The 24231-nt window shown below is 62.3% G+C and carries 29 protein-coding genes and 1 pseudogene; 22 read left to right on the forward strand and 8 right to left on the reverse strand.

The features are described 5' to 3' along the window. Positions 1 to 8: 8 nt before the first annotated feature. Both HJB91_RS03900 and HJB91_RS03905 read left to right on the forward strand, forming a co-directional pair. A complete protein-coding gene (locus HJB91_RS03900) occupies positions 9 to 422 on the forward strand; it encodes a GFA family protein (RefSeq protein ID WP_210630867.1) in 414 nt (137 codons plus the stop codon). 112 nt (positions 423 to 534) lie between these two features. Next, positions 535 to 978 carry an SRPBCC family protein gene (locus tag HJB91_RS03905; protein WP_210630868.1) on the forward strand — a complete coding sequence of 148 codons (444 nt, stop codon included), beginning with the start codon at positions 535 to 537 and terminating at the stop codon, positions 976 to 978. A 144-nt stretch (positions 979 to 1122) separates the two neighbouring features. Here the strand turns inward: HJB91_RS03905 and HJB91_RS03910 are convergent, their stop codons facing one another. The 4 genes from HJB91_RS03910 to HJB91_RS03925 all read right to left on the reverse strand — a co-directional run bounded on the left by HJB91_RS03910 (position 1123) and on the right by HJB91_RS03925 (position 3396). Continuing rightward, positions 1123 to 1446, reverse strand: a complete 324-nt coding sequence (locus HJB91_RS03910; RefSeq protein ID WP_221153471.1) for a hypothetical protein — start codon at positions 1444 to 1446, stop codon at positions 1123 to 1125. 81 nt (positions 1447 to 1527) lie between these two features. Next, a complete protein-coding gene (locus HJB91_RS03915; RefSeq protein ID WP_221153472.1) occupies positions 1528 to 2457 on the reverse strand; it encodes a hypothetical protein in 930 nt (309 codons plus the stop codon). Between the two features lie 280 nt (positions 2458 to 2737). Continuing rightward, entirely contained in the window at positions 2738 to 2911 is a 174-nt protein-coding gene (locus HJB91_RS03920; protein WP_097593426.1) for a hypothetical protein, read from the reverse strand. Positions 2912 to 3045: 134 nt separating this feature from the next. Continuing rightward, a complete protein-coding gene (locus HJB91_RS03925) occupies positions 3046 to 3396 on the reverse strand; it encodes a hypothetical protein (protein ID WP_221153473.1) in 351 nt (116 codons plus the stop codon). Here HJB91_RS03925 and HJB91_RS03930 point away from each other — a divergent pair. Beyond that, positions 3389 to 3589, forward strand: a complete 201-nt coding sequence (locus HJB91_RS03930) for a hypothetical protein (protein ID WP_064803441.1) — start codon at positions 3389 to 3391, stop codon at positions 3587 to 3589. The genes HJB91_RS03925 and HJB91_RS03930 overlap by 8 nt on opposite strands. A 1-nt stretch (position 3590) precedes the next feature. Continuing rightward, the gene (locus tag HJB91_RS03935; RefSeq protein ID WP_210630871.1) at positions 3591 to 3800 is read left to right on the forward strand and encodes a hypothetical protein; all 210 of its coding nucleotides are present in this window, start codon (positions 3591 to 3593) and stop codon (positions 3798 to 3800) included. Positions 3801 to 4082: 282 nt separating this feature from the next. Here HJB91_RS03935 and HJB91_RS03940 read toward each other — a convergent pair whose 3' ends face one another. Next, entirely contained in the window at positions 4083 to 4973 is an 891-nt protein-coding gene (locus HJB91_RS03940) for an SDR family oxidoreductase (RefSeq protein ID WP_210630872.1), read from the reverse strand. A gap of 90 nt (positions 4974 to 5063) precedes the next feature. Between HJB91_RS03940 and HJB91_RS03945 the strand changes: the two genes are divergently transcribed. Next, the gene (locus HJB91_RS03945; RefSeq protein WP_210630873.1) at positions 5064 to 5888 is read left to right on the forward strand and encodes a helix-turn-helix transcriptional regulator; all 825 of its coding nucleotides are present in this window, start codon (positions 5064 to 5066) and stop codon (positions 5886 to 5888) included. A 27-nt stretch (positions 5889 to 5915) separates the two neighbouring features. Here HJB91_RS03945 and HJB91_RS03950 read toward each other — a convergent pair whose 3' ends face one another. Both HJB91_RS03950 and ftsZ read right to left on the reverse strand, forming a co-directional pair. Further along, complete coding sequence (locus HJB91_RS03950) at positions 5916 to 6434, reverse strand: hypothetical protein (RefSeq protein WP_259669820.1); 519 nt, start codon at positions 6432 to 6434, stop codon at positions 5916 to 5918. Positions 6435 to 6517: 83 nt separating this feature from the next. Then, positions 6518 to 7540: a cell division protein FtsZ gene (gene ftsZ / locus HJB91_RS03955; protein ID WP_210630874.1), complete on the reverse strand. Its 1023-nt coding sequence runs from the start codon at positions 7538 to 7540 to the stop codon at positions 6518 to 6520. A 318-nt stretch (positions 7541 to 7858) separates the two neighbouring features. On the opposite strand from ftsZ, the gene HJB91_RS30540 reads away from it, so the two are divergent. Continuing rightward, positions 7859 to 8254: a hypothetical protein gene (locus HJB91_RS30540; protein WP_247241721.1), complete on the forward strand. Its 396-nt coding sequence runs from the start codon at positions 7859 to 7861 to the stop codon at positions 8252 to 8254. Between the two features lie 187 nt (positions 8255 to 8441). Here the strand turns inward: HJB91_RS30540 and HJB91_RS03965 are convergent, their stop codons facing one another. After that, entirely contained in the window at positions 8442 to 8849 is a 408-nt protein-coding gene (locus tag HJB91_RS03965) for a 2'-5' RNA ligase family protein (protein ID WP_349239622.1), read from the reverse strand. 33 nt (positions 8850 to 8882) lie between these two features. On the opposite strand from HJB91_RS03965, the pseudogene HJB91_RS03970 reads away from it, so the two are divergent. The 16 genes and pseudogenes from HJB91_RS03970 to HJB91_RS04045 all read left to right on the forward strand — a co-directional run. Next, positions 8883 to 8999, forward strand: a pseudogene (locus HJB91_RS03970) (peroxiredoxin); the annotation flags it as partial. 114 nt (positions 9000 to 9113) lie between these two features. Further along, entirely contained in the window at positions 9114 to 10394 is a 1281-nt protein-coding gene (blh, locus tag HJB91_RS03975) for a bifunctional sulfur transferase/dioxygenase Blh (RefSeq protein WP_221153475.1), read from the forward strand. 105 nt (positions 10395 to 10499) lie between these two features. Beyond that, positions 10500 to 11063, forward strand: coding sequence for a hypothetical protein (locus HJB91_RS03980; protein WP_221145381.1), 564 nt, complete (start codon positions 10500 to 10502; stop codon positions 11061 to 11063). Positions 11064 to 11218: 155 nt separating this feature from the next. After that, a complete protein-coding gene (locus HJB91_RS03985) occupies positions 11219 to 12142 on the forward strand; it encodes an MYG1 family protein (protein WP_221153476.1) in 924 nt (307 codons plus the stop codon). A 223-nt stretch (positions 12143 to 12365) separates the two neighbouring features. Next, on the forward strand, positions 12366 to 12755 hold the full coding sequence (locus HJB91_RS03990; protein ID WP_221153477.1) for a cytochrome c family protein: 390 nt from the start codon (positions 12366 to 12368) through the stop codon (positions 12753 to 12755). A 143-nt stretch (positions 12756 to 12898) separates the two neighbouring features. Continuing rightward, positions 12899 to 13717 carry a cytochrome c oxidase subunit II gene (locus HJB91_RS03995; protein WP_221153478.1) on the forward strand — a complete coding sequence of 273 codons (819 nt, stop codon included), beginning with the start codon at positions 12899 to 12901 and terminating at the stop codon, positions 13715 to 13717. A gap of 51 nt (positions 13718 to 13768) precedes the next feature. Continuing rightward, complete coding sequence (gene ctaD, locus HJB91_RS04000) at positions 13769 to 15547, forward strand: cytochrome c oxidase subunit I (RefSeq protein ID WP_210630881.1); 1779 nt, start codon at positions 13769 to 13771, stop codon at positions 15545 to 15547. Further along, positions 15544 to 16257: a cytochrome c oxidase subunit 3 gene (locus HJB91_RS04005; protein ID WP_210630882.1), complete on the forward strand. Its 714-nt coding sequence runs from the start codon at positions 15544 to 15546 to the stop codon at positions 16255 to 16257. Before ctaD ends, HJB91_RS04005 begins: the two co-directional genes overlap by 4 nt. Before the next feature lie 23 nt (positions 16258 to 16280). Beyond that, a complete protein-coding gene (locus HJB91_RS04010; RefSeq protein ID WP_210630883.1) occupies positions 16281 to 17000 on the forward strand; it encodes a heme-copper oxidase subunit III family protein in 720 nt (239 codons plus the stop codon). Positions 17001 to 17024: 24 nt separating this feature from the next. Further along, entirely contained in the window at positions 17025 to 17390 is a 366-nt protein-coding gene (locus HJB91_RS04015) for a cytochrome C oxidase subunit IV family protein (RefSeq protein ID WP_210630884.1), read from the forward strand. Between the two features lie 109 nt (positions 17391 to 17499). After that, entirely contained in the window at positions 17500 to 18081 is a 582-nt protein-coding gene (locus HJB91_RS04020; protein WP_221145373.1) for a dienelactone hydrolase family protein, read from the forward strand. Positions 18082 to 18224: 143 nt separating this feature from the next. After that, positions 18225 to 19232 carry an AraC family transcriptional regulator gene (locus HJB91_RS04025; RefSeq protein WP_221122688.1) on the forward strand — a complete coding sequence of 336 codons (1008 nt, stop codon included), beginning with the start codon at positions 18225 to 18227 and terminating at the stop codon, positions 19230 to 19232. A gap of 366 nt (positions 19233 to 19598) precedes the next feature. Next, entirely contained in the window at positions 19599 to 20777 is a 1179-nt protein-coding gene (locus HJB91_RS04030; protein ID WP_259669821.1) for an efflux RND transporter periplasmic adaptor subunit, read from the forward strand. A 56-nt stretch (positions 20778 to 20833) separates the two neighbouring features. After that, a complete protein-coding gene (locus tag HJB91_RS04035; protein WP_210630887.1) occupies positions 20834 to 21538 on the forward strand; it encodes an ABC transporter ATP-binding protein in 705 nt (234 codons plus the stop codon). Continuing rightward, complete coding sequence (locus HJB91_RS04040; protein WP_221145371.1) at positions 21535 to 22674, forward strand: ABC transporter permease; 1140 nt, start codon at positions 21535 to 21537, stop codon at positions 22672 to 22674. The genes HJB91_RS04035 and HJB91_RS04040 overlap by 4 nt, the downstream gene beginning before the upstream one ends. Positions 22675 to 22678: 4 nt before the next feature. Then, the gene (locus HJB91_RS04045) at positions 22679 to 23899 is read left to right on the forward strand and encodes an ABC transporter permease (protein ID WP_221153479.1); all 1221 of its coding nucleotides are present in this window, start codon (positions 22679 to 22681) and stop codon (positions 23897 to 23899) included. Positions 23900 to 24231 lie beyond the last annotated feature (332 nt).

Genomic DNA, 24231 nt, shown 5'->3' on the forward strand with positions numbered 1-24231 from the left:
GGCCTGGTATGAGCAGGAAATATACGGGGAAATGTGCCTGCGGCGCGATACAGTTCGGCTTCGATACAGATCCGACCTTCGTTGCAGACTGCCATTGCCTGGATTGCAAGAAAGCCTCAGGCGGCGAGGCCGCCACTTTCTTTGCCGTGCCGCAGGACGATTTCGCCCTGACCGTCGGCAGTCCGAAAGCGTTTCATTACGTCGCCGATTCCGGCAGGGGCCTCGACCGTAACTTCTGCCCCGAATGCGGCGCGCGGTTGTTCAGCAGCAATCTCGAAAGTTTTCCCGGCCTCGTCTTCGTCACCCTTGGCAGCCTGGATCGGCCCGAACTGATACAGCCCGGCGTCGAGATGTTCACCAAACGCCGGCTGGCTTGGGCAACGCCCCTCCACCTTCCGCAGTTCGAAGGCATGCCGAGCTGATGGCCGCGCGACCGGGCATGATTTTTTGAAGAAAAGATCGAACCCGTGTCGGATGGGCGATGGTTTATCCGTCCTTAGCTCGTTCATTCCGTCCACCCAAAGGATCACGACCATGCCAAGCACCATACGCCTGCACCGCGTTTTCGCCACCAGCCCGGAGAAGGTCTATCGCGCCTTCGTCGAGGCCGATGCGCTCGCCAAATGGCTTCCGCCGAACGGGTTCCTCTGCACCGTGCATCACCTGGAACCGGCGGTCGGCGGCACCTTCAGAATGTCGTTCCGCAATTTCACGACCGGCAATAGCCACGCCTTTGGCGGTGAATTTCTTGAACTCGTCCCGGGCGAACGCGTTCGTTATACGGACAAGTTCGACGACCCGAACCTGCCGGGCGAGATGGAGGTCACCGTAACGCTTAAGAAAGTCTCGGTCGGCACCGAAGTGGACATCACCCAGGCCGGCGTGCCCGACGTCATCCCGCCCGAAGCCTGCTATCTCGGCTGGCAGGAGTCGTTACGCAATCTTGCCCGGGTCATCGAGCCTGACATCAACGAATAATGCAATTGCTGCTCGAGACTTGAAGAGCCGCGCCGCCGCTTGCCGCCTCTCCGCCCGTCATTCCGCAAATATTCTATGGAGCGGGGGCGGAAGGTGAAAGTTGCAGAGACTGTGGGGGTGGTCGGCCGCAATCGGCCGAAGTTGCTAAGCGTAATCCGCGCTTTGCTTGATTGAGCCGATCGTCTCGCGTGCGGGAAGCAGCGAAGACAGCCAGAGGGAATAGGTCAGGGATATACCCGTCGACCACAGGACCATCGGCAGTGTCACCACCTCGGAGATCAGTTTGGCCAGTTCCGGCGGATCGATCTCCCAGGAGAACAACGCCGCCCGCGGCTCCGGCTGACGGGTCTCCAGGCTTGCTTTCTGCATGTCTTCGAGCACGGACGCAGTGGCGGCTTGTTCGCCTGCTGACGGCTTCTGAACTGAAACGATGGCGGTCTTACCATTATTTTTGGCTTTGCCGGACATTTGGAGCTCCTTGTTTGGCTTCGTTGTAGAAAGCCGATCCGGAGCGAGAAGTTTCATGACATGTCGATGAAATGATCGGCTCTAAAGCCTGATCCCGCGCTTCGCCAGCGCTTGGCGCGCCGCCGTCGCTCCCCAGTCCTCGTCGGGGTTGCGGCCTTCGATCTCAGCTTCGGCGACCGGCGTCGCGCGGATCAGCGGCACGGAGCCGAAGGGCAAGCCGTCGATGCGGCTGGTGTCGCAGCTCAGGATGATGCGGGTCAGCGGCGCGTAATCCTCTGTCAGCCGGCAGAAGAGGATGGCGCCGTGCTTTTCGACGTCCCGGGCAACGCGGTGGCCGTTGGCGACGAGATCGCCGAGACTGATCAGGAGATTTGCCCAGTTTGCCGTTCCGGTTGAATTCAGCGTCGCAGGATCGAATTCCATGAAGAGCTCGCATTCGACACCATTCTCAGGCTCGGCAATGCCCGCCCAGGGAGTGGAGAGGCCGTCGGTAGCGAGGATGAGCTTTTCCGGCGCTTCGACGGCGAGGACGCGGCGGTGCGGACCGAACCATTTCGTCTGGTTATGGACGTTGGCCGTTTCGCGTTCGGCAGCGAACCCCTCCCGCATGCCGCCGCGGGTCTGCCAGAAGACGCGCCGCGCGGTTGCGGCCGCCTCATAGGCCGGGTCGCCGCGCCCGCGCGGAACGATCGATTGATCATAGGCGGGGTCGATGGTGATCTCGCCGCGCATAAAGGGGAGCTTCGCCTGCTTCCAGCGGATCACCACCTTGTTGAAGCGTTGCGATGCGGCCGCATCGAGCTTCTCGATAACATCCTCAATGATATCAAGCGACTTAGTCGATTCCTCGCTGACAGGGTTTCCCCCGGCATCGCGATAGCCGCCCGTGCGTGAGGAATGTCCGGCCTGCATGGTGGTGGCGATCCACTCGCCGCTGACGGCGCCCTCGGGCGCCTTGCCGAGAACCGGAGTGAGCTCCCGGATCGCATCGTCAATCGAATAGGATGCCACGTCGCCCCTCCGCCTTAGTCCCGCTATGGTCCGCTAGCCGCCCGCAGAAGCTAGCGCAGGGGCGCTTCCGTTCAAGGTAGCTCGGCAAGGTGCTCTGTCGTCCGATCGGCGCAAGGCTCCGCCCTTCGGGCAGGGCGTCTCTTCATGGTCGTTGCGATACGCTGTTGCTCTTGGCGAAGGTTAAACGGGAACGGAGAAAGGGGCGCGCCGCGGAGGTGTCCCACAGCGCGCCTTTTCGCAATATTCTATCACTGCAAACGCGAAGGAAAGGCGCCCCGTCTCAATTGCTCCCATCGTTCGGCCTTGCCTTGGCGCTGTCGTTGGTGGTGTCCGACGCTGTTTTTCCGTCTGGTTGCTGGCCGAAATAGGTGCCGCCGAGGTGGCCGCCGGCGCTGGTGTTCTTGACTTGCTGTTCGGCGCGTTTCTGAAGTTCACGAACGTTGGTCTTGCTCATGTTCGGCTCCTTTTTCGAGGTTCACGACCTTTCACCAACCGATGGGGGCCGACACAGTTCCATATTTTCCGGGAACCCTTCGTCCGGCCGCTGGTTCCTCAGACATGAGATTCCTTGCCGTCATCATCACGGGCTTAGCGGTCTTGGCGCCTGCCGCCCACCTTCTCTCGCTCCCAAACAAGATCGGGATGGAGAAGGCGGATTATTATGTCGCTCAGCGGGCCTGTGCCGGATGGTGGATCGTCGGCCTCATGCTGCCGCTCGCTTTTCTCGTGAATATCGGCAATGCCGCGGTCCTCAGAGCCGATGGACCGGCCATGACGCTGTCGATCTCTGCCGCCGTGCTGATCGTGGTCAACATCGTCATCTTTATGATCTTCACCCGACCGGCCAATGCGGCGACGAAGAACTGGACGGTGCTGCCGGAACACTTCGCGATCTTTCCGGTTTTCCCTACTCAACCAAGGAGAAACGATGATGGGCATGACGACCCCCAAGGACGGCGCCCCCGGCACGACCGACCAGTCTCCCCGCTGGGAAGGACCGAAGGGCAACAGACCGCGCGGCTATCTCAAAGCCAAGGACGATCCGGACAAAAATCGCGACGCCAATGGCGAAAACAATCGCGATCCCGAAATGAACGACATTTCCGACGCGATGAAGCAGAAAGGCGAATGACATGGCCAATCCCGAAAAAGACGCAGCCGGCCAGTTCGCCAAATCCCGGGCCGACCGCAAAGCCAGCGGTGTGGTGAGCGCCAAGCCGACCGTAATCACCGGCTCCGAGGACGCCACGGTGAATAAGCGCCCGCCCGGCAAGAAGAAGCCCGAGAAGGACTGGGACATCAATTACGATCCCACCGACATGAACGAGGGGCGGATGCGCTGAGATGGTGGTGCGCCCGCCTCGTCCTTCGAAACCCCTGCGGGGCGTCTCAGGATGAGGCTCTCTTGGGCGGCGCACTCTCTCACCTGACGTGCATCCCCCAGCGCCTCCTACCGACGCGGCGTTCCCAACGCTCGTTATCCTGAGGTGCGTAGGCCGAAGGCCGGAGCCTCGAAGTACGCGCTCCAACATCGTTTCTTGCATCCATCCTCTGTCAGCGCACCCGGGTCACCTCAGGATGGCTCTCGTGGGCAGTTGGCGCGGTATCTCCCCCTCAGGTTGAAGCTACCTGCCGAAATAGGCCGAGTGGTCGATATCCGCAAGCAGGCCAGGCTCCCTCGGCTGCCAGCCGAGGAGGGCGCGGGTGTGAGCGCTGGAGGTCGGCACGTCGAAGCCGGCAAACATTGCGAACCAGCCGAAATGCTCCGCCGCCTCTTCCCGTGATAGCGAGACGGCCGGCACGCCGAGGTGGCGGCCGATGAGTTCGGCAATCTCCCGGAATGGTATGCCCTCTTCTGCTACTGCCAGAAAGGGGCCCCCCACGGCGCCGCGTTCCAGCGCCAGGCGGTAGACCCGGGCGGCATCGCGCCGGTGGACGGCTGGCCAGCGGTTGCCCCCATCGCCTATGTAGGCGGAGACGCCCGTCTGCCGGGCCGTCTCTATGAGAATCGGCACGAAGCCGTGATCGCCGTGACCATGTACCGACGGCGGCAGCCGGACGGTGGAGGCGCGCACGCCCCGGGCGACAAGCGATACTGCGGTGATTTCGGAGGCGCGGGGATAGGTCTGCGTCGTCGGCATCGGCGGGTCCTTCTCGGTGCCGATGCGGCCCGGCGCATGTCCGAGGCCGGCGGTGACGAGCAGCGGGCGCTCCGAGCCGCTGAGGGCTTCGCCGAGCGCCTCGATGGCGCGCCGGTCGACGGCGCAGTTTTCAGCGAATTTGGAGAAATCGTGGTTGAAGCCGGTGTGGATGACACCGTCGGCCTCGGCTGCGCCGCGTCTGAGGCCTTCCAGATCCTCCAGCATGCCGCGCTGAACGTCGGCGCCGGCGGCTGCCAGTTCCGCCGCCCCCTTGTCCGAACGGGCAAGTCCAAGCACGTGGTGGCCGGCGCCGATCAATTCGCTGACGACGGCCGAGCCGACCCAGCCGGTCGCTCCAGTGACGAATACACGCATGTCGATATCTCCTGATGTGACGGGACAGATATCGAGTAGGCTGCTATCATGGTAAAGTAGTGATATTATCATCGTATAAGAGCTAACTGGATGAACGAATTCATCAGCTCCGAAAATCGGCTGGGCGCTTACCTCAAAGATCGCCGCGCCAGGCTCGATCCCGCCGCCCTCGGCTTTGCCGGCGAGCGCCGCCGCACGCCCGGCCTGCGCCGCGAGGAGGTGGCGAGCCGCGCCAATATCAGTCCGACCTGGTACACTTGGTTGGAGCAGGGCCGCGGCGGCGCGCCGTCCGCCGACGTGCTTGACCGGATCTCACGGGCGCTGATGCTAACCGATGTCGAGCGCGAGCACCTCTTCCTGATCGGCCTCGGCCGCCCGCCAGAAGTGCGCTACCGCAGGCAAGAGGGTGTCACGCCGCGGCTGCAGGGCGTGCTCGACGCGCTCGACCCTTGCCCAGCGCTGATCCGCACCGCGATCTGGGATGTCGTCGCCTGGAACCGCGCGGCGACCGTGCTGCTTACCGATTATGGCGCGCTGGCGCCGGAAGAGCGCAACGTGCTGCGCTTCATCTTCCTCGATCCGCGGGTGCGCGCGGCCCAATATGACTGGGAAAGTGTCGCCCGCTTCGTCGTCGCCGCTTTTCGGGTGGATGCGGCGCGCGCCGGTGCTGCCGCCGAGGTGGAGCCGCTCGTCGACGAGCTCTGTCGCAAGAGCCCGGAATTCCGGGCCATGTGGCGCGACCACGATGTACGCACCCACGGCGAGGGCGCCAAACACATCAAGCACCCAGTGCTCGGGCTGCTCTCCTTCGAATATTCGGCGTTTCAGGTGGATGGCCGGCCGGATCTCAGCATGGTGGTGTACAATCCGGCGACGGCGCAGGATGTTGCGAAGATCAGGGCATTGGTCGGGTGAGGCAGCCGGCGCTGGCGGCAGATCCCTTCAGTCGACTACCTTCACGCTCAGCACACTTTCTTCAGTCTTCTTCTCTTCATATGGGGAGCGGATGACGAGCCGGTCGCTACCGGTGTAGCCCTTTTTAGCGGTATAATACCCGACGACGCCGTTGACCTTGACCGTCTGGCACTTTGAGGTTTTTCCCTCGAGCTTGGGGAAGAGGGGTTCGTGGACGATTTCAAGGCGCCCGTGTTTGGGTTTTTCGACAACATCCATGGCGGGATAGTCAATATGGCGGCAGTCGTCGTCGATATGCCAGTTCTTGGCCACCAGGGTTCTGACGCCGCTACGCACTGGGAAAGATAGGGACTGCTGTCGGAAGCCCTCCGAGCTTGTCGTGCAGCTCGAAAGGAGACCCGTCACCAGGGATAATGCGGCGAATATAAATAGGTTTTTCAAATTTTCTCCGTCGATCTCTGCGGAGGCTCTGATGAGCTTCGATGCGGCATTCCCGACCACCCTCATGCTGAGGCGCGCAGCCTGAAGGGCGGAGCCTCGAAGCATGCGCCGCCGCATTATTCTTGCGTTTGGGGAGTGATGTTTATCCGGCCGATGTCTGACAATCCGGCCGGTATATCTGTCACCGCTTACTGCAGCGTGCGCGTCTGAATGGGTTCGGCCGGCGCATGAGAAGGGGACGCGGACAGAGAGTTTCCTTCCAGGCCAGTCGCCACCACCGAGACGCGGAATTTGCCGTCGAGGCTGCGGTCGAAAATCGCGCCGACGACGATATCGGCATCGTCCTGCACTTCGTCGCGAATGCGGCTTGCCGCTTCATCCACCTCGAACAGGGTCATATCCGAGCCGCCGGAGATCGAGATCAGCACGCCCTTGGCGCCCTTCATCGAGATATCGTCCAGAAGCGGGTTGGCGATTGCCGCTTCCGCCGCCTTCATCGCCCGGCTTTCGCCGGCGGCTTCGCCGGTGCCCATCATCGCACGGCCCATGCCCTGCATGACCGACTTCACGTCGGCGAAATCGAGGTTGATCAGACCTTCCTTGACGATGAGATCGGTGATGCAGCCGACGCCGGCAAAGAGCACGCGGTCGGCCGTCATGAAGGCATCGGCGAAGGTAGTTTTCGCATCGGCGATGCGGAAAAGGTTTTGATTGGGAATGACGATCACGGTATCGGCCGCCTGACGAAGCGCCTCGATGCCAGCTTCCGCCGTCCGCATGCGGCGATTGCCCTCGAAGGTAAACGGCTTGGTGACGACACCAACGGTCAGGATGCCGGCCGCACGTGCGGCGCGCGCGATGACCGGGGCTGCGCCAGTGCCCGTTCCTCCGCCCATGCCGGCGGTGACGAAACACATGTGCGATCCTGCCAGGTGATCCATGATCTCGTCGAGCGACTCTTCTGCCGCCGCATGTCCGATTTCCGGCAGGGAACCGGCGCCGAGGCCCTCCGTCACATTCGCGCCGAGCTGAATGCGGCGCGATGCCTTGGATGTGGCGAGAACCTGGGCATCGGTGTTTGCGGCGACGAATTCGACGCCCGCCAGCTTTTCCGCGATCATATTGTTGATCGCATTGCCACCGCCGCCGCCGACGCCAACCACGGTGATTTGCGGCCGCAGCCCGGTAATGCCGCTCTTGGCGTCCGTCATCGTCTTCTCCTTTGGTATCTCGTTTCCGCACGCCCTCGTCGCGGACAGCGAATCGGCGTTGAGCATAGTCGCCCAACAAGGCAGAGGCGAGGCGAAAGAAGCCGTGTCGACTTGAGCGACACGAAGTTCTCGGCAGCTCTGCATCGGCAAATCCGAAGCGGCGGGCAAGCGCATGACGCTTCCTCTCGCAGCCGGGCGTGTTCGCAGGTGAAACGTCCCGGCCGCGCTGCTGATTTCGATTACAAGCGCCAACGGGGCGTGAACTAAAGCCGCGCCGCGGTGTTTACAGGCATGCGTCTTCTCTGAAAGGAACATACCATGCAAAGACTCTTACTATCCGGTCTTGCCCTTGCAGCGTCGGCCGCCGCCGCGTTTGCCCAACAACCGCCCGCCCCACCACCCGCCAGCGAGCCACCCGCAGCGAACGAGCCCGCATCGCCACCCCCGCCTGCGCCTGATGATGAGAGGGTGATGCGTCGCGGGCCGGATGAGCAGTCCCGAGACCGCCCCGACTACCGGTGGCATGGTTCGAGAGGCGACATGGGCTTCCGTGGTTACCACGGTCATCGCCTGCCGCCGCCGTCCAAGGCAGCCCGTTTTCAGATCGAGGATGGAAATACACGGATCGACCTGAAATGCGCCGAGGACGAACCGACGAAGGTATGCGCCGATCTCTTGCTCCAGGTTATGGATCGCCTGCAGGGTCAGGATTGACTTCACACAGCCGCGCTTGTCACGCAAGGCTCGCGCCAGCTTCGATTGGCAGAAGGCAATCATTGATTCCTCCCAGGACTTAATGCCGACCGATTTTCAGCATGAGCAACCCCGTCAATGATTGGCGGGGTTTTTTGCTGGCAGGCAGGCGATGTCTGCGATCATCGCGACGCCAGCCTAACTTCGCTCAAGACCTGCACGGCGGAAATCGCACACAGTCCGCGGCATCGAACGTCACTGACAATTGCACCCGGTTCCGATTTGCCCAGTTGATCGCTGGCTGCGATTTTGCCTTCGGGATTTTGGTGGCGATCGTGCAATGCGGCACCCAGTTGCCGGGCCGATAGTGCTCGCGACAGTGGAATGGATCGACCTCCTGGTGAAGGGCCGCATGTAGCCGGATGAGCAGTTCGTCGTCGTTCGGCCGCGCCCATAAGACGAGGAATTCGTTTTCGAAGTAACTAATCTCTGAAAAACTTAACGTAACGGCAGGGTGGATGCGGAAAACACGCTCGGCTGCCTCGGCCATTCGGTCGACTGCAATCTCCTGATAAACGGCGAGGGTGATATGAGGCGGATAGTTCAAAGCCCGCATCGAAGCCGTCTCTTCGAATGCCGCGGCCTCATCCCCTGCGTCACCTCGCGCGGTTACGCGCAGGACGATCTCCTCGACGGCGTCGTCATCGTCGGCGCCAGCGCCATGCATGCGGAGATCAAGCAAGGGGCGGCGACGCTGTCGTTTTGACCAGCTGGGCGAGCGCGAGAACAGGCGCCTCTATTCTTGCGCTCGGCAATATACTTGTGAGATTGTACGGTTATACGTGCGATACTGCGTGGTCAGGGCGGCGCGGAGGCTTCGATGATGCCCGTGAGGGTCAATGAGCGGATATCGGTGGCGGGGCAGCCCGATCCAGCCGGTTTTGTCGATTTCGCCAAGGAGGGGTTCGCCGCCATTATCAACGCCAGACCCGATGGCGAGGAGCCGGGCCAGCCAGGCAATGCAGCAGAAAAGATTTCCGCTGCCGCCGCCGGGCTTTCCTACAGTTTCGTGCCGGTGAACGGCAAAGAGATTACCGAGGGCGATATCCGCGCCTTTCAGGCGGCGATGACTGAGGCGAAGGGACCGGTCTTCGCTCATTGCAAGAGCGGCACGCGGGCATTGACACTCTATGTGCTGGGCGAGGTGCTCGACGGGCGGATGAAGCCGGAGGACGTCCAGACCTTCGGCGAAGGCCTCGGTTTCGATCTTGCCGGCGCGTGCCGCTGGCTCGAAAAAGCGGCAAGCCAGCGGCTTCAGGTGAAGGCCTTTTTCGAGCCCCGCACCTGCAGCGTGCAATATGTCGCGTCAGATCGGGTGACGAAACGCTGTGCGATCATCGATCCGGTATTCGACTTCGACGAGATGTCGGGCGCGACGGGAACGGTGAGCGCCGACGCCATCCTTGCCTATATCGAGAGCGAGGGGATGACGGTCGAGTGGATACTCGACACACATCCGCATGGCGATCACTTCTCCGCCGCCCATTATCTCAAGGAAAAGACCGGCGCGCAGACGGCGATCGGCGTCCATATCACCGATGTGCAGAGGCTTTGGAAAGAGATCTATAACTGGCCGGCGCTAGCGACCAACGGCTCGCAGTGGGACCGGCTGTTTGCCGATGGCGACACGTTTGAAATCGGCGGCCTTACGGCCCGCGTGATGTTTTCGCCCGGCCATACGCTGGCATCGGTGACCTATGTGATCGGCGACGCCGCCTTTGTGCACGATACGATGTTCACGCCGGATTCAGGGACTGCGCGCGCGGATTTTCCGGGCGGCAGTGCGGCCGCTCTCTGGCACTCGATCCAGGCGATCCTGTCGCTGCCGGAGGAGACCCGCCTCTTTTCCGGCCATGATTACCAGCCGGGCGGTCGTCACCCGCGCTGGGAAAGCACGGTCGCAGCCCAAAAGCGCGCCAATCCGCATATTGCAGGCATGGATGAGGCCGGTTTCGTGGCGCTGCGTCAGGTGCGCGACCGTACGCTGCCCAAGCCGAAGCTGATGCTGCATGCGCTGCAGGTCAACATTCGCGGCGGTCGGCTGCCGGAACCAGAGGAGAATGGCCGCCGGTATCTGAAGATCCCGCTGGATGCCCTATGATGGAGGCGGCGAGGTGCCGACTGCCGTCATGAACTCGCTGGCCTTTTTCCCGGACTGGCCTATGATTTCCCAGAATGTATGCGCCTGGTCGAACGGAGTTTCGAAATGCTCGAACGAAATCAGCTTCCTTTGCGCCCGGCAGCTGCGGGTTTCGCCGTCGCCTGGGTCACGGTCATTGCCGGCGTCAGTGTCGCTCTCAGCCTGCTTTTCGCCTGCGTCACGCCTTTCGTTGCCCTGGCGACAGTCTCGGCTGTCGTTCTTCCCCGGAAGATGGCGATAATGGCGGTGCTGCTCGCCTGGCTTGCCAACCAGACGGTCGGATATCTCATACTCGGCTATCCCCAGACCTTCGACAGTTTTGCTTGGGGGCTGACGATCGGTATCGCCGCATTTGCATCGCTCGCGGCATCACTCGGCGTGCTTCGCCTCAAGGCCGGCCCTGCCGCCACCATGGCCGGCGCCTTTATCGCCGGGTTCGTCGCGTATGAAGCTGTGCTCTTTGCCGCGACGGTAGTGCTTCCGGCCGGCGACGGCGCGTTTTCGGCAGCGGTCGTCGCCGAGGTTCTTTTGATCAATTCTCTCGCTGTGATCGGACTGATCTGCCTGCATGCCGGTGCAGCGGCCGGCCGCGCGCTTGTTGCAGCACAGCCGGGACCGGCGCTGCCTTAGGCCTTTGCCTTCACGCATGTCGTTTCAAAGCTGCCCGGTGGCCTTCCGACGCTGCGCAGAATGTGTGAAGGCGGGTTGAGATAGCGGCCGCCAACGGCTATCTCGTTCAGACCCGCAAGCGGATCCTCCGCCAAACCACAAGGCGCATAGCTTCCATGAGCCCCGATTTCCTCGTTACCCATTCCGGTGGTTTCCATGCCGACGAACTGCTGTCGAGCGTCATCCTGACGCGGCTTTTCCCGCAGGCGCGTCTGATCCGCAGCCGGGCGCCGGAATGGATTACGCCAGCCCCGGACCGGATCGTCTATGATGTCGGCGGAGCCTATGATCCTGCCGCGGGCATATTCGATCATCATCAGCGCGGCGCGCCGCTGCGCGACGATGGCCAGCCCTACAGCTCGTTCGGCCTGATCTGGAAGCATTATGGCCGCGAATATCTCGCAGCCTCCGGTCTTCCCGATCATTATGTCGAAGCCCTCCACGCCGCTTTCGACATTGGTTTCGTGCTGCCGATCGACCTGACCGACAATGGCGCGCTCAGCCCTTCGGGTCCTTTGGCGGGCCTGACGCTGCCGGCGCTGCTCGAGACCCTGAAACCGGTGTTCGATGAGGTGGAACCTGAGGCTGACGATCGTGCCTTCCATGCGGCGCTGGCCATTGCACGCCGTTTCATCGATGCCGGGATCGCCCAGAGGGCCGCAAAACTGCGGGCCGAGGCGATCGTGTATCGGGCGATCGGGGCTTCGGCGCAGGGGCGCATTCTGGAATTGCCGAGAGGGATGCCCTTCCGCCCAGCCATCGTCAAGGCCGGCGCCGACCAGCTGCTGTTCGTCGTCCACCCGCGCGAAAAGGATTGGTGCGTGACCGGCATTCGCCGCGCCGACGACGGGTTCGAGCTCCGGGCCGATCTGCCGGCAAGCTGGGCCGGCCTTACCAATGGTGAGCTGGAGGCGGTCTGCGGCATCGAGGGAGCGAGCTTCTGCCATAACGGCCGCTTCATCGCTGCCGCCAAGACCCGAGAGGCGGCGCTTGCCATGGCCGAATTGGCCGTACAAGAGGCGCTTTCGATCGGAGCATAAGTCGGATGGCGCGGCGCCATTCTCCAGCAGATCATCGCGTGCTGACCGGATTTTGGACCGGCATTCGCGTCGGGCCACAGGGTATCGGATTGTGCCCAAGTGCCAGCAATCGTGGAAGCGATTGACTTGCATCCGCGATGGACTAACTTTAACCCCTAGCAACCACCACCCCCGCGCGAATGATGGCCGAGGGTGAGAGTGGCTGGCGACCTTGAGGTTTGCCGTGGATTACCGTGTTATTCTGCTGATCGCCGCATCCGTCATTGCCCTTTCCCCTCCCAACGCTGGAGCGCAGGAGGGGGACGCAACGGCCGGCGCCACCGTTTTCAAAAAATGCGCGACCTGTCATATCGTCGAGTCCGATACGAACAAGGTGGGTCCGTCACTGAACAAGCTGTTCGGCCGAAAGGCCGGAACGCATCCTGATTTTGCTTATTCTGCGGGAATGAAGGCGGCCGGCGAAGGTGGTCTCGTCTGGGACGAGACTACGTTGCGTGACTATCTGCACAATCCGAAAGCCAAGGTGAAGGGCACCAAAATGGCCTTTGCAGGGGTGAAGGATGACCAGGAGATCACCAATCTTATCGCCTATCTCAAACAATATTCCCAATGATGGGGAATACTTCCAAATGACGGGTTGCCGGCGGCGGCGCATGCCTAAATCGCCGTAATTGCCGACATTTTCTATTTGTGCGATAATAAACTCGACATTTGTGGAGTGCGGTTTCACGGTCGGTCGGCCCAGGAGGGGCGGAAATGGCTGTTGTACTGGTTCTCGTCCTGGTTGTTGTTGGCTCCGTGCTGTTCCATGTGCTGAGCCCGTGGTGGTGGACGCCGATTGCGTCCAACTGGAGTTATATCGACAAAACGCTCGTCATCACCTTCTGGATCACCGGCATCGTCTTCGTGGCGGTGATTTCCTTCATGGCCTATTGCGTCTTCCGCTTCCGCCACAGACCTGGCAACCGGGCGCATTATGAGCCCGAAAATCGCAAGCTGGAATTGGTTCTGGCCTCGGGAACGGCGGTTGGCGTTGCGGCAATGCTGGCGCCCGGCCTGATCGTCTGGAACCAGTTCATCACAGTGCCTGCCGATGCCGCATCGGTCGAAGTCGTCAGCCAGCAGTGGCTGTGGAGCTTCCGCCTGCCGGGCGCGGACGGAAAGCTCGGCCGTGCCGAGACGCGTGACGTCACTTCCGACAATCCGCTCGGCCTCGACAAGAACGATGCGAACGGCCTCGACGACATCATCGTCGAAGGCGGCGAGCTTCATCTGCCGATCGGTAAGCCGGTGCATATCCTGCTGCGCTCCGTCGATGTGCTTCATGATTTCTACGTGCCGGAATTCCGCGCGAAGATGGACATGATCCCCGGTATGGTCACCTATTTCTGGCTGACACCGACGCGCACAGGCACGTTCGAGATTCTCTGCGCTGAACTCTGCGGCGTCGGTCATCCACAGATGCGCGGCACCGTCATCGTCGACAGCGAGGCAGACTATCAGACCTGGCTGGGGCAGCAGCAGACATTCACCCAGCTTACGGCGTCATCGGGAGAGCCGCCGCCGGCGAACTGAACCGGGACGACGGCCGGTTTGATCAACCAGCCGGGTATAGGAGGAGATATCATGGTCGAGATTCCGTCCGGCAGCGCAGGTGTCATCCCGCCCGCGGAAGTCGAGGATGTCGAGCTTTATCATCCGCACAGCTGGTGGACGAAATATGTGTTCAGCCAGGATGCCAAGATCATTGCCGTGCAATATTCGCTGACTGCCATCTCGATCGGCCTGGTGGCACTGGTGCTCTCCTGGCTAATGCGGATCCAGCTCGCCTTTCCCGGCTATTTCGCCTTCATTGACGCCGATCACTATTACCAGTTCATCACCATGCACGGCATGATCATGGTGATCTATCTGCTCACCGCGCTCTTTCTCGGCGGCTTCGGCAACTACCTCATCCCGCTGATGGTCGGCGCGCGCGACATGGTGTTTCCTTACGCGAACATGCTGAGCTACTGGATCTATCTCATCGCGGTGCTGATCCTGGCCGCCGGCTTTTTCGCCCCCGGCGGCCCGACAGGCGCGGGCTGGACGCTCTATCCGCCGCAATCCGTTCTATCGGGCACGCCGGGCGGTAAGGACTGGGGCATCCTGCTCATGCTCATCTCGCTGATCGTCTTTATCATCGGTTTCACCATGGGCGGCCTGAACTATGTGGTGACCGTGCTGCAGGGCCGCGCACGGGGCATGACGCTGATGCGGATGCCGCTCACCGTCTGGGGCATATTCACCGCGACGGTGATGGCGCTGCTTGCCTTTCCTGCGCTCTTCGTCGCCTGCGTCATGATGCTGTTCGATCGCCTGCTCGGCACCAGCTTCTTCATGCCCGCCATCGTCGAAATGGGCGAGCAGCTGAAACATGGCGGCGGCAGCCCGATCCTGTTCCAGCACCTCTTCTGGTTCTTCGGGCATCCAGAGGTCTATATCGTCGCACTTCCGGCCTTCGGCATCGTTTCGGATCTCATCAGCACGCATGCGCGCAAGAACATCTTCGGCTACCGCATGATGGTCTGGGCGATCGTCATCATCGGGGGCTTGAGCTTCGTCGTCTGGGCGCATCACATGTATGTCAGCGGCATGCACCCGGCCTTCGGCTTCTTCTTCGCCACCACGACGCTGATCATCGCCATCCCGACGGCGATCAAGGTCTACAACTGGGTGCTGACGCTCTGGCGCGGCGATATCCACCTGACGCTGCCGATGCTCTTCGCACTGGCCTTCATCGTCACCTTCGTCAATGGCGGGCTCACCGGCCTCTTCCTGGGCAACGTCGTCGTCGACGTGCCGCTATCCGATACCATGTTCGTCGTTGCACATTTCCACATGGTCATGGGCGTCGCGCCTATCCTCGTCATTTTCGGGGCGATCTATCACTGGTATCCGAAGGTGACGGGACGCATGCTGGACGAGACACTCGGCCACATCCACTTCTGGATCACCTTCCTCGGCACCTATGCGATCTTCTTTCCGATGCATTATCTTGGCCTGCTCGGCGTGCCGCGCCGTTATTTCGAGATGGGAGAAACGGCCTTCGTTCCACCTTCGGCCCATACGCTGAATATCTTCATCACCGTCATGGCGCTCGTCGTCGGCGCCGGACAGATGGTCTTCCTGTTCAATCTCGCCTGGAGCCTTTTCCGGGGCAGGGAGGCGGGCGGCAATCCATGGCGGGCGACGACGCTCGAATGGCAGACGCCTGAGACGCCGCCCGCGCACGGCAATTGGGGCAGAGACCTGCCCGTCGTCTACCGTTGGGCCTATGATTACAGCGTGCCTGGCGCGGCCGAGGATTTCATTCCGCAGAACGTGCCTGCAACGGGCGGCGCCACGCGGGAGATTCCGGCATGAACGTCATGCTGATCTTCCTCGCCGCTGTCGCCGCCATCATCATCTGGTGGCTCTCCGGCCAGAGGTTGGCCTCGAAGCCCTGGCTCGAAACCGGGTCGGTGGAGCTGCCGGCGCATGACGGCGCCGAACGGTCGCCGGTACCGGCAGTCAAGATCGGCCTCTTCGTGTTCCTGGGCGTCGTCGGCGCGCTCTTCAGCCTTGCCGTCAGCGCCTATTTCATGCGTGCGGCCTCGGCCGACTGGTGGGGGATGCCGGTTCCGCGCCTGCTCTGGGTAAATACCGCAGCCCTTGCGCTGAGCAGCGCGGCGCTGCAATGGGCCAAACGCGAAGCGCAGCATGGCCGCATGGAAAGCCTGCGGCCGGCGCTCGTCGCCGCATTTGCGCTTGCCGTCTTCTTTCTCGCCGGGCAGATCCAGGCATGGCGGGAGCTGACGGCGACCGGCTACGTGCTGGCCGACAATCCCGCCAATAGCTTCTTCTATATGCTGACCGGCCTGCACGGCCTGCATATTCTCGGCGGCCTTGCCGTGCTCGCCCACACGACGGTCAGGGCATGTTCAGCCGAAGTGCAGCCGGAGAGGCTGCGGCTCAGCGTCGATCTCTCGGCCATCTATTCGCATTTCATGCTGGCCGTCTGGCTCGCGCTCTTCGCGCTCTTTGCGGGCTGGGCCAACGATTTCGTCGATCTCTGCCGCACATTGATCAATTAGGAGCCGAACCAGGAGGTTTGGACATGATGCAGATTATCCAGACACATGGCGAGCAAGGCCTCAGGCCGGCGGGCCTGCGCGGCGTCGCGGCCGATTTCAGCTCGGATCAGCGCGCCTTCAAGACCGCCTCCTGGGGCAAGGCTATGATGTGGATCTTTCTGCTTAGTGACACCTTCGTCTTCGGCTGTTTCCTGATCGCCTATATGACCGCCCGCATGTCGACGCCCGTCGCCTGGCCCAATCCGAGCGAGGTCTTCGCGCTTCATATCGGCGGCCAGGATGTGCCGCTGATCCTGATCGCGATCATGACCTTCGTGCTGATCTCCAGCAGCGGCACCATGGCGATGGCGGTCAATTTCGGCTATCGCCGCAACCGCCGCGTGACGGCGATACTGATGCTGCTGACGGCACTTCTTGGCGCAACCTTCGTCGGCATGCAGGCTTTCGAATGGACGAAACTGATCACCGAAGGCGTGCGCCCTTGGGAGAACCCATGGGGAGCGGCGCAATTCGGATCGACCTTCTTCATGATCACGGGCTTTCACGGCACCCATGTCACGATCGGCGTGATCTTCCTGCTCATAATCGCCCGGAAGGTGTGGCGGGGCGATTTTGACATAGAGCGGCGTGGTTTTTTCACCAGCCGGCGAGGGCGCTATGAAGCAGTCGAAATCATGGGCCTCTATTGGCATTTCGTCGACCTGGTCTGGGTCTTCATCTTCGCGTTTTTTTATCTGTGGTAGGGCTCTATCTATGGTGAGGTCGTCATGAGCGAGACAACGGCGCATGCCCAAAGCCAAACGGTGCATGCACAAGCACACACCGGACAGCAGCATCCGATCCGGCTCTATCTCTTCGTCTGGGGCCTGCTCTTCGTTCTCAGCGCCTTTTCCTACCTGGTCGATTATTTCGGCATTCAGGGCTATCTCCGATGGACGCTGATCCTTCTGTTCATGATGCTGAAGGCCGGGCTGATCGTTGCGGTCTTCATGCATATGGCCTGGGAGCGGCTGGCGCTCGTCTACGCCATCCTGATGCCGCCGGTGCTGGTGCTGGTCTTCGTGGCACTGATGGTATCGGAATCGCAATACACGATCTTTACGCGGCTCGCCTTTTTCGGCGCAGCCCCTTAAATACCGTCATCGTGGCCGAGCGCGACGCCGGAGATAACTGCCGCGGGCCAGTCTGAACTCCTTTGAACCTTGTCATCGAGCGGGCCAAAACCGCGACGGGAGGCGCCTTATGGCTGAGATCTTGCTGTTTCATCACGTACAAGGGCTGACCCCTGGAGTGCGTGCCTTCGCGGACGCCATCAGGGCGGCGGGCCACATCGTCCACACGCCTGATCTTTTCGATGGACGCACGTTCCATAGCATCGAGGAGGGGCTCGCCCATATCGGCGAGATCGGATTCGACACCATCAGGGAACACGGTGTCCGGCTCGCCGCCGAACTGCCTCCCGAACTGGTCTATGCCGGCTTCTCATTTGGCGTGCTGCCAGCGCAGAAACTGGCACAAACGCGGCCCGGCGCCCGCGGGGCACTGCTTTTCCATTCCTGCCTGCCGATCAGCGGCGAGTGGGCCTTCGGACCCTGGCCAGACGAGGTCCCGGTCCAGATCCACGGCATGGACAAAGATCCGATTTTCGTCGGCGAGGGCGATATCGATGCCGCCCGCGAGATCGTGGCGAAGGTCGCGGACGCGGAGCTTTTTCTCTATCCCGGCGACCAGCACTACTTCGCCGACAGCTCGCTTCCGTCATATGACGCCGATGCGACCGCGCTCCTCACTGCCCGTGTGCTTGAGTTTCTGGGGCGTGTCTGATTCCGTCGTTCACGGCTCGCTCTAACCCGCGGCCGCCAATCCAAAAAATCCCAGATAAACGTGTCCTAAAACATGATGGAGGTCGCGCCGGGCGGCGGACTCGGCGATGATGGCGCCGTTCGCCATTCCGATCTTAGAGCCCCATGATCTTCATTCCTCTTCCCTTCGTCGCTGCCCTCCTGCTGCTCATCCTGTTCGTCGCCGTCCTCAGGCGCGACGAGGAGGCGGCGCCGAACCTGCCCTTCCTGGCGCTGATCCTGCTCTCGGCGCTGCAATCGGTGCTTTCCGGCCTGCGTTGGGGTTATGGCGTGCAGGCGGTGGGGCTGGTTGCGCCGGTGATGGCGGCGATGGTGCCGCCGCTTGCCTATGCCGGGGTTTCCCGGCTGGTGAGGACGAGCCGGCGGCCGCTTGCGGCGCGGATCGGGCTGCATGCCGTGCCCGCTATCCTCATCCTGCTGCTGGTGGCCTTCTGGCGGGACGCGATCGACATGGCGCTGGTGCTCGTCTTCATCGGTTATGCCCTGGCGATCCTGCTTTTGATGCGCCCGGGGGCGGACGCGCTGCGGCTCGCGCCCTTCGAAGGCGCCGCGCCGGCCTATCGGGCCATCATCTTCGCGGCCGGCGCACTGTGTCTCTCGGCCGCCGTCGATACTCTCGTCTTTCTCGATTTGACCTCGGCGCATGGTGAGCGGGCACTGGCGCTGATCAGCACCGGAAATCTCGTCGGCCTCGTCATCCTCGGCATTGCAGCGGCGGCCGCCAGCCGCAGCTCTGTCCCCTCCGAGCCGGCGGAGGCCGCGCCCAGGCCCGATGCCAGCGAAGACAAGGAGACGATTGCAGCGGTCGACGCGCTGATGGAAGCGAAGAAGCTCTATCGCGACGCCAATCTCAACCTCGACCGGCTCGCCCGCAAGGCCGGCATCCCGACCCGCCAGATCTCGGCGGCGATCAACCGGGCGATGGACAAGAACGTCTCGCAATATGTCAACGACTACAGGATCGGCGAGGCCTGCCGCCTGCTGTCCGCCACCAAAAAATCGGTGACCGAGGTGATGTTCGAGGTCGGCTTCCAGACGAAGTCGAACTTCAATCGGGAGTTCAGGCGCGTGACCAATATGACGCCGGTGGCTTGGCGGCAGCAGAGGGGGTGAGGTGCGGAGCCACCCCGCCACCAGTGTGCTATCAATAATTCGCGCAACGTGTGCACTCAGCCACATGCCCGTCCTTCGAGGTTCCGGCCTATGGTCGACGCATCTTAAGATGAGGGCTGGTCTTTATGCCGCATGGGGAGAGGCGGACCAGTGTGCTGTGTTGCTGAGGTTGTAAGCCACGCTCTGCCTCTGGCAAGCCAAGCGCCGCCCTCTCTCCAACCTCATCCTGGTGCCCCATAGGGGCTTCGAAGAACGAGGGCGGCCACGTCGCCTCTCTTTCCCGACACCGCGTACACAATCACGATCGAGGCATGCCTGAAACATGTTCGAGGTCGCGGTTTTTTCGCCGGCAGCCATTCTGTCGGCATGAACACAACATCGGAACATGAACGAAACCTTGCCGCCAGGATCAGATCGCTGTCGATCGAGCGCGCGGCCTTCGAGACGCAGCCGCCGGAGCGCCGAGTCCGGCGGCGGGGGTTCCCGACGAGGCTGGCCCTTGCGGGGGCAGTGTCGCTGGCGGCGTGTCTTCTTTATCGGCCGAATGCGCTGGAGCGGATCGAGACCGCGCTTGCAAGATTTATGGATGATGACGCAGGTGTATCGGCTGGTGGGGCGGCGTTGCCAGTCGCGGCTGAGAATGCGGCGGTTGACGAAGCCACGCCAACTCCGGGCACCGCCGCACCGAACCGGGGTGCGGGCGCGCCAAGCCGTGAGATCACAGGCTCCGGTTATGTCGTGGCGCCCGACATCGCCACCGTTTTTTCCAAATATGAGGGGCGAATCGTCGCCGTCGAGGTCGAGGCGGGCTATCGGGTAGCGGCCGGCCAGGTGCTCGTGCGGCTTGATGATGCGGGCGCACGCTTCGCCCTCCGGGGCGCTTATATAGCAGGGCGGATGGCGGAACTGTCGCTGGACGCGAGGAATATTGCGCTCGTCCAGGCGCGGTCTTCGCTGGATCGTGCAGAGCGGTTGGTTCAGCGTGACGCCATGTCGGCCGAGGCGCTGGAGGCAGCGCGCACCGCCTTCGCTACGGCCGGGAATGCCGTGGCACAGGCAAGACAGAATCTCGACAAGGCGAAGCTCGATATCGACAGGGCGCGCGAGCAGATGGAGGCGCTGACCGTGCGGGCGCCGATTTCCGGCACCGTGACGCGGCTTGATGCGCATGCCGGCGACACGGTGCTGTCGCGCGAAGATAGCGTGCGGGAGAACGAAAGCCTGCTTGCCATCACCGATACGGCAAGCCTGGTCATCGATGCCGATGTGGCCGAGGCCAATATGGCGCTGCTGCGACCGGGTCTCAAAGGCGAGGCGGTGCTCGACGGCTTCCCCGATAAACCGTTCGCGGTCGAAGTGGCGAAAGTTGCGCCGGTCATTTCCAAGGAAAAGGGCACTGTGACCTTGCGCCTGTCGCCCTCTTCGCCGCCACCGGGCATGCGGCCTGCAATGGCGGCGCGCGTCCGGCTGGTGGTGGGCGAGGAGGCTCATCACCCGTCCTCGTCCTTCGAGGCTCCTCACGGGGGTCCTCAGGATGAGGGCTGATCGGTCGGCCGCGAACATTCGAGCCCATAAGCAGTCAACCACAAAGGAGCAGAACCATGACCTACACCACAGAACCTTATATCGCCCTTGCTGGCGTCAGGAAGTCCTTCCGAATCGGTGCGGAGACGATTTCGATTTTTTCGGGACTCGATCTCTCCATTCCGCGCGGCGATTTCGTCGCGGTCATGGGACCGTCTGGTTCCGGGAAATCGACATTGCTCAACATGCTCGGTGGTATCGACAGCCCGGATGCCGGCGAAATCAGGGTCGGCCGCAGCCATCTCGAGCAGATGGGCGAAGGGGCAAGGGCGGTCTGGCGGGCACATGCCATGGGCATCGTCTTCCAGTTTTACAATCTGCTGCCAATGCTGAATGCGGCGGAGAATATCGAGTTGCCGCTACTGTTGAAGCCGCTCGGCCGCAAGGAGCGGCGGGCTCGCGTCGATACGGCCATGGATCTCGTCGGGCTTGCGGGCCGGCAGCGGCAGTTTCCGTCGAGCATGTCGGGCGGGCAGCAGCAGCGCGTTGGCATTGCCCGCGCCATCGTCACCGATCCCGATCTCATTCTCTGCGATGAGCCGACCGGCGATCTGGATCGCAAATCCGCCGATGATATCCTGGAGATGCTGAGTTTTCTCAATCGCGAGCTTCAGAAGACCATCATCATGGTCACGCATGATCCCGAGGCCGCTTCCTTTGCCCGGCGCACGCTGCGTCTCAACAAGGGCGAATTCGTCAGCGAGGAAAGGGCGGGCCGATGACGTTCCTCCAGCTCATGCGGCGCAATGCCTGGCGCAAGCGGCTGCGCTCCATTTTGCTGATGTTTTCAGTCGGCATCGCCTTCCTGATCTACGGGCTTACGGCGAGCTTCGTCAGCGGCAGCCAAGGCGCGGCCGGCGCCAGCGATAATCTGCTCGGCGTCTTCAACAAGTCCAGCCGCGGGCTGCCGCTGCCGCTTGCTTACCTCAACCGGATCGCGGCTGACGTCGATGTCGCCGCGGTTGCCTATACCGCACGCATGCGGGGCTTCGTCGAGGTCGAAAAGAATGTGGTTGCCGTCAGCGCCGTCGATCCACAGGCGATCGCCGCGGCCAACGGCGACGAGCTCAAACTGACGCCGGAGCTGATCGCGGCATTGGAAGAGGCCGGTGATCGGGTGCTGGTCGGGAGGGCACTGGCGGAAGCCGAGGGCTGGTCGATCGGCCAGCGCATCGGCTTTACCGGGCAGCTTGCCAGGGCTGACGGCAACCGCAATTGGAGCTTCACGATCGCCGGTATTTTTGAGGGTGCGGATGCCAGAACCGATACCTATTTCATGCTCGCCCGCTACGACGCCCTCAATGCCGCTCGTGCGCGCAACAAGGATACGGTTGACGCCTTCGTGGTACGTCCGCGCCCGGGGGTGTCGCCAAGTGTGCTGGCGGCGCGGATCGATGCTCTATTCGCCAATTCGGCGGCGCAGACGAGGACGCAGTCGGAAAAGCAGTTTCTTGAAGCGTTTCTCCGGCAATTCGCTGACATCGGCCTGATCGTCAGCCTCGTCGTGGGTGCGGCCTTCGTCACCATCCTGATGATCGCGGTCAACACTATGCTCTTTGCGGTGAGGGAGCGGCGTTTCGAGATCGGCGTCTTGAAGGTGCTCGGCTTTTCCAGTCCGCGGATCCTCGCGCTCATTCTTGGCGAGACGTTGTTTATTTTTCTTGTCGGCGGCGCGGGCGGACTTGTTCTCGCCAAGCTTGCGACGCTTTCCATCGGACCGGAGTTCGGCCTCGTCTTCGGCGCGAGCGTGCTTGCGAAATCTCTCGCCATCATAGCGGGGCTCGGCCTGCTGACCGGGCTGTTGCCTGCCGTGACCGCCGTGCGCCTGCCCATCGCCAACGCCTTCAGAACGAGATAATCCAATGCCATCAACGCTCAAGCAGACCTTTCTTATGATCAGAGTCAACCTTGGCAGCCTGCCGCGACGGCTGTGGATCTCGTTGTCGATGGTGCTATCGGTCGCCCTTGTCGTGGCGGTGCTCTCAGGTTTCCTGGCGATGGCGCGTGGCTTCGAGGCCGTCCTCGCCAGCGCCGGCTCGCCTGATATCGCCGTTATTCTCGGCGGCGGCACCAACCAGGAGACTGGTTCCGAGGTGCCGGCCGAGGCGACCCGCAGTCTTGCGGCCATGAGCGCCGACACCGGGATCGCCCGCGACGGCGCAGGCGGGCTGGCATTGTCGCGTGAAACCGTCGTTCCCGTCGATGTGAGACAAGGCGAAGGCGTCGAGCAGACGCTGTCGCTTAGAGGCATGGATCCGGCAGGCCCGGGTCTGCGTGAACGCGCGCGGCTTTCGCAGGGGCGGCTGTTTTCGCCAGGAGCGCGCGAGATCGTCGTCGGCGCCCGCGTCGCCGACGCCTTTCCCGGGTTCGCAGTCGGCGAGACGATCCGGCTGGGCGCACTCGATTGGAGGATCATCGGGCATTTCACTTCGGGCGGCAGCGCCTTTGAATCGGAGATCTGGGCGGATCTGGAGGCGGTGCAATCGGCTTTCGACCGACAGGGGCAGGTGCAGAGCCTGCGTGTGCGGCTCGACGGCGGAGGCGATCCCGCAAGAGCACTGGCGGCGTTGCGTGACCGCCTGCCGGCTTTGCCCGGCATGCCGCTCGTGGCGGTTTCCGAGGCTGATCTTTACGCCGGCCAGGCCGAGCGCACCGAAAGCCTGATCCGCCTATTCGGCTGGCCGATCGCGCTACTGATGGCGATTGGTGCGGCGGCGGGCGCCTTGAATACGATGATGAGTTCGGTTTCCGACCGCAGCGTCGAAATCGCGACGCTACGCCTCCTCGGCTTTGCCCGCCTGCCGGCCTTCGCCGCTACCTGGGTGGAGGCGGTGCTCCTGTCGGTGGCCGGCGCCGGCCTCGGTGTCTTCGCCTCCAAGCTCGGTTTCGACGGTTGGCAGGCAAGCACGATGGGCGCCAACAATACCAGGATGGCCTTTCAGCTCGACGTCACGCTGGACGCGGTCTTCACCGCCGGCCTGCTGGGCCTTGCCATCGGCATCCTCGGCGGCGCCCTGCCGGCGATTGCCGCCGCCCGGCTGCCGCTGACTTCGGCTTTGCAGGCGAGGGGGGAATGGCGCTGAGATGATCACCCACACCTGATTCGAGACGGCCCCTCGGGCGTTCTCACCATTGGGCTAATCGGCATGCGTGGCGCTTTGGCTTGAGCGTAAGCGAGAGCAGAATCACTACGGTGCAGCCTGAAGGAGAGATATCTCCCGCCCCCGTTCCTTAATTTATTCCCCTTCAAGTCGCTGTTTTCTCGACTCTAGTTGCAGCTTTTCAGCGCCTTATCATAGCCGGCGCCATTGCCTGTGGAGTAAAGCCCGTAAACCGGTCCGCTGCCGCATTGCCAACATCTTCTCGCCTTCTTGCCGTGGGCGGTTGCCCCCGCCGCAGGCGATTGGCCGATCCC

The organism is Rhizobium sp. NLR10b, from assembly GCF_019685435.1.
In the GTDB taxonomy this organism is placed as follows: Bacteria; Pseudomonadota; Alphaproteobacteria; order Rhizobiales; family Rhizobiaceae; genus Rhizobium.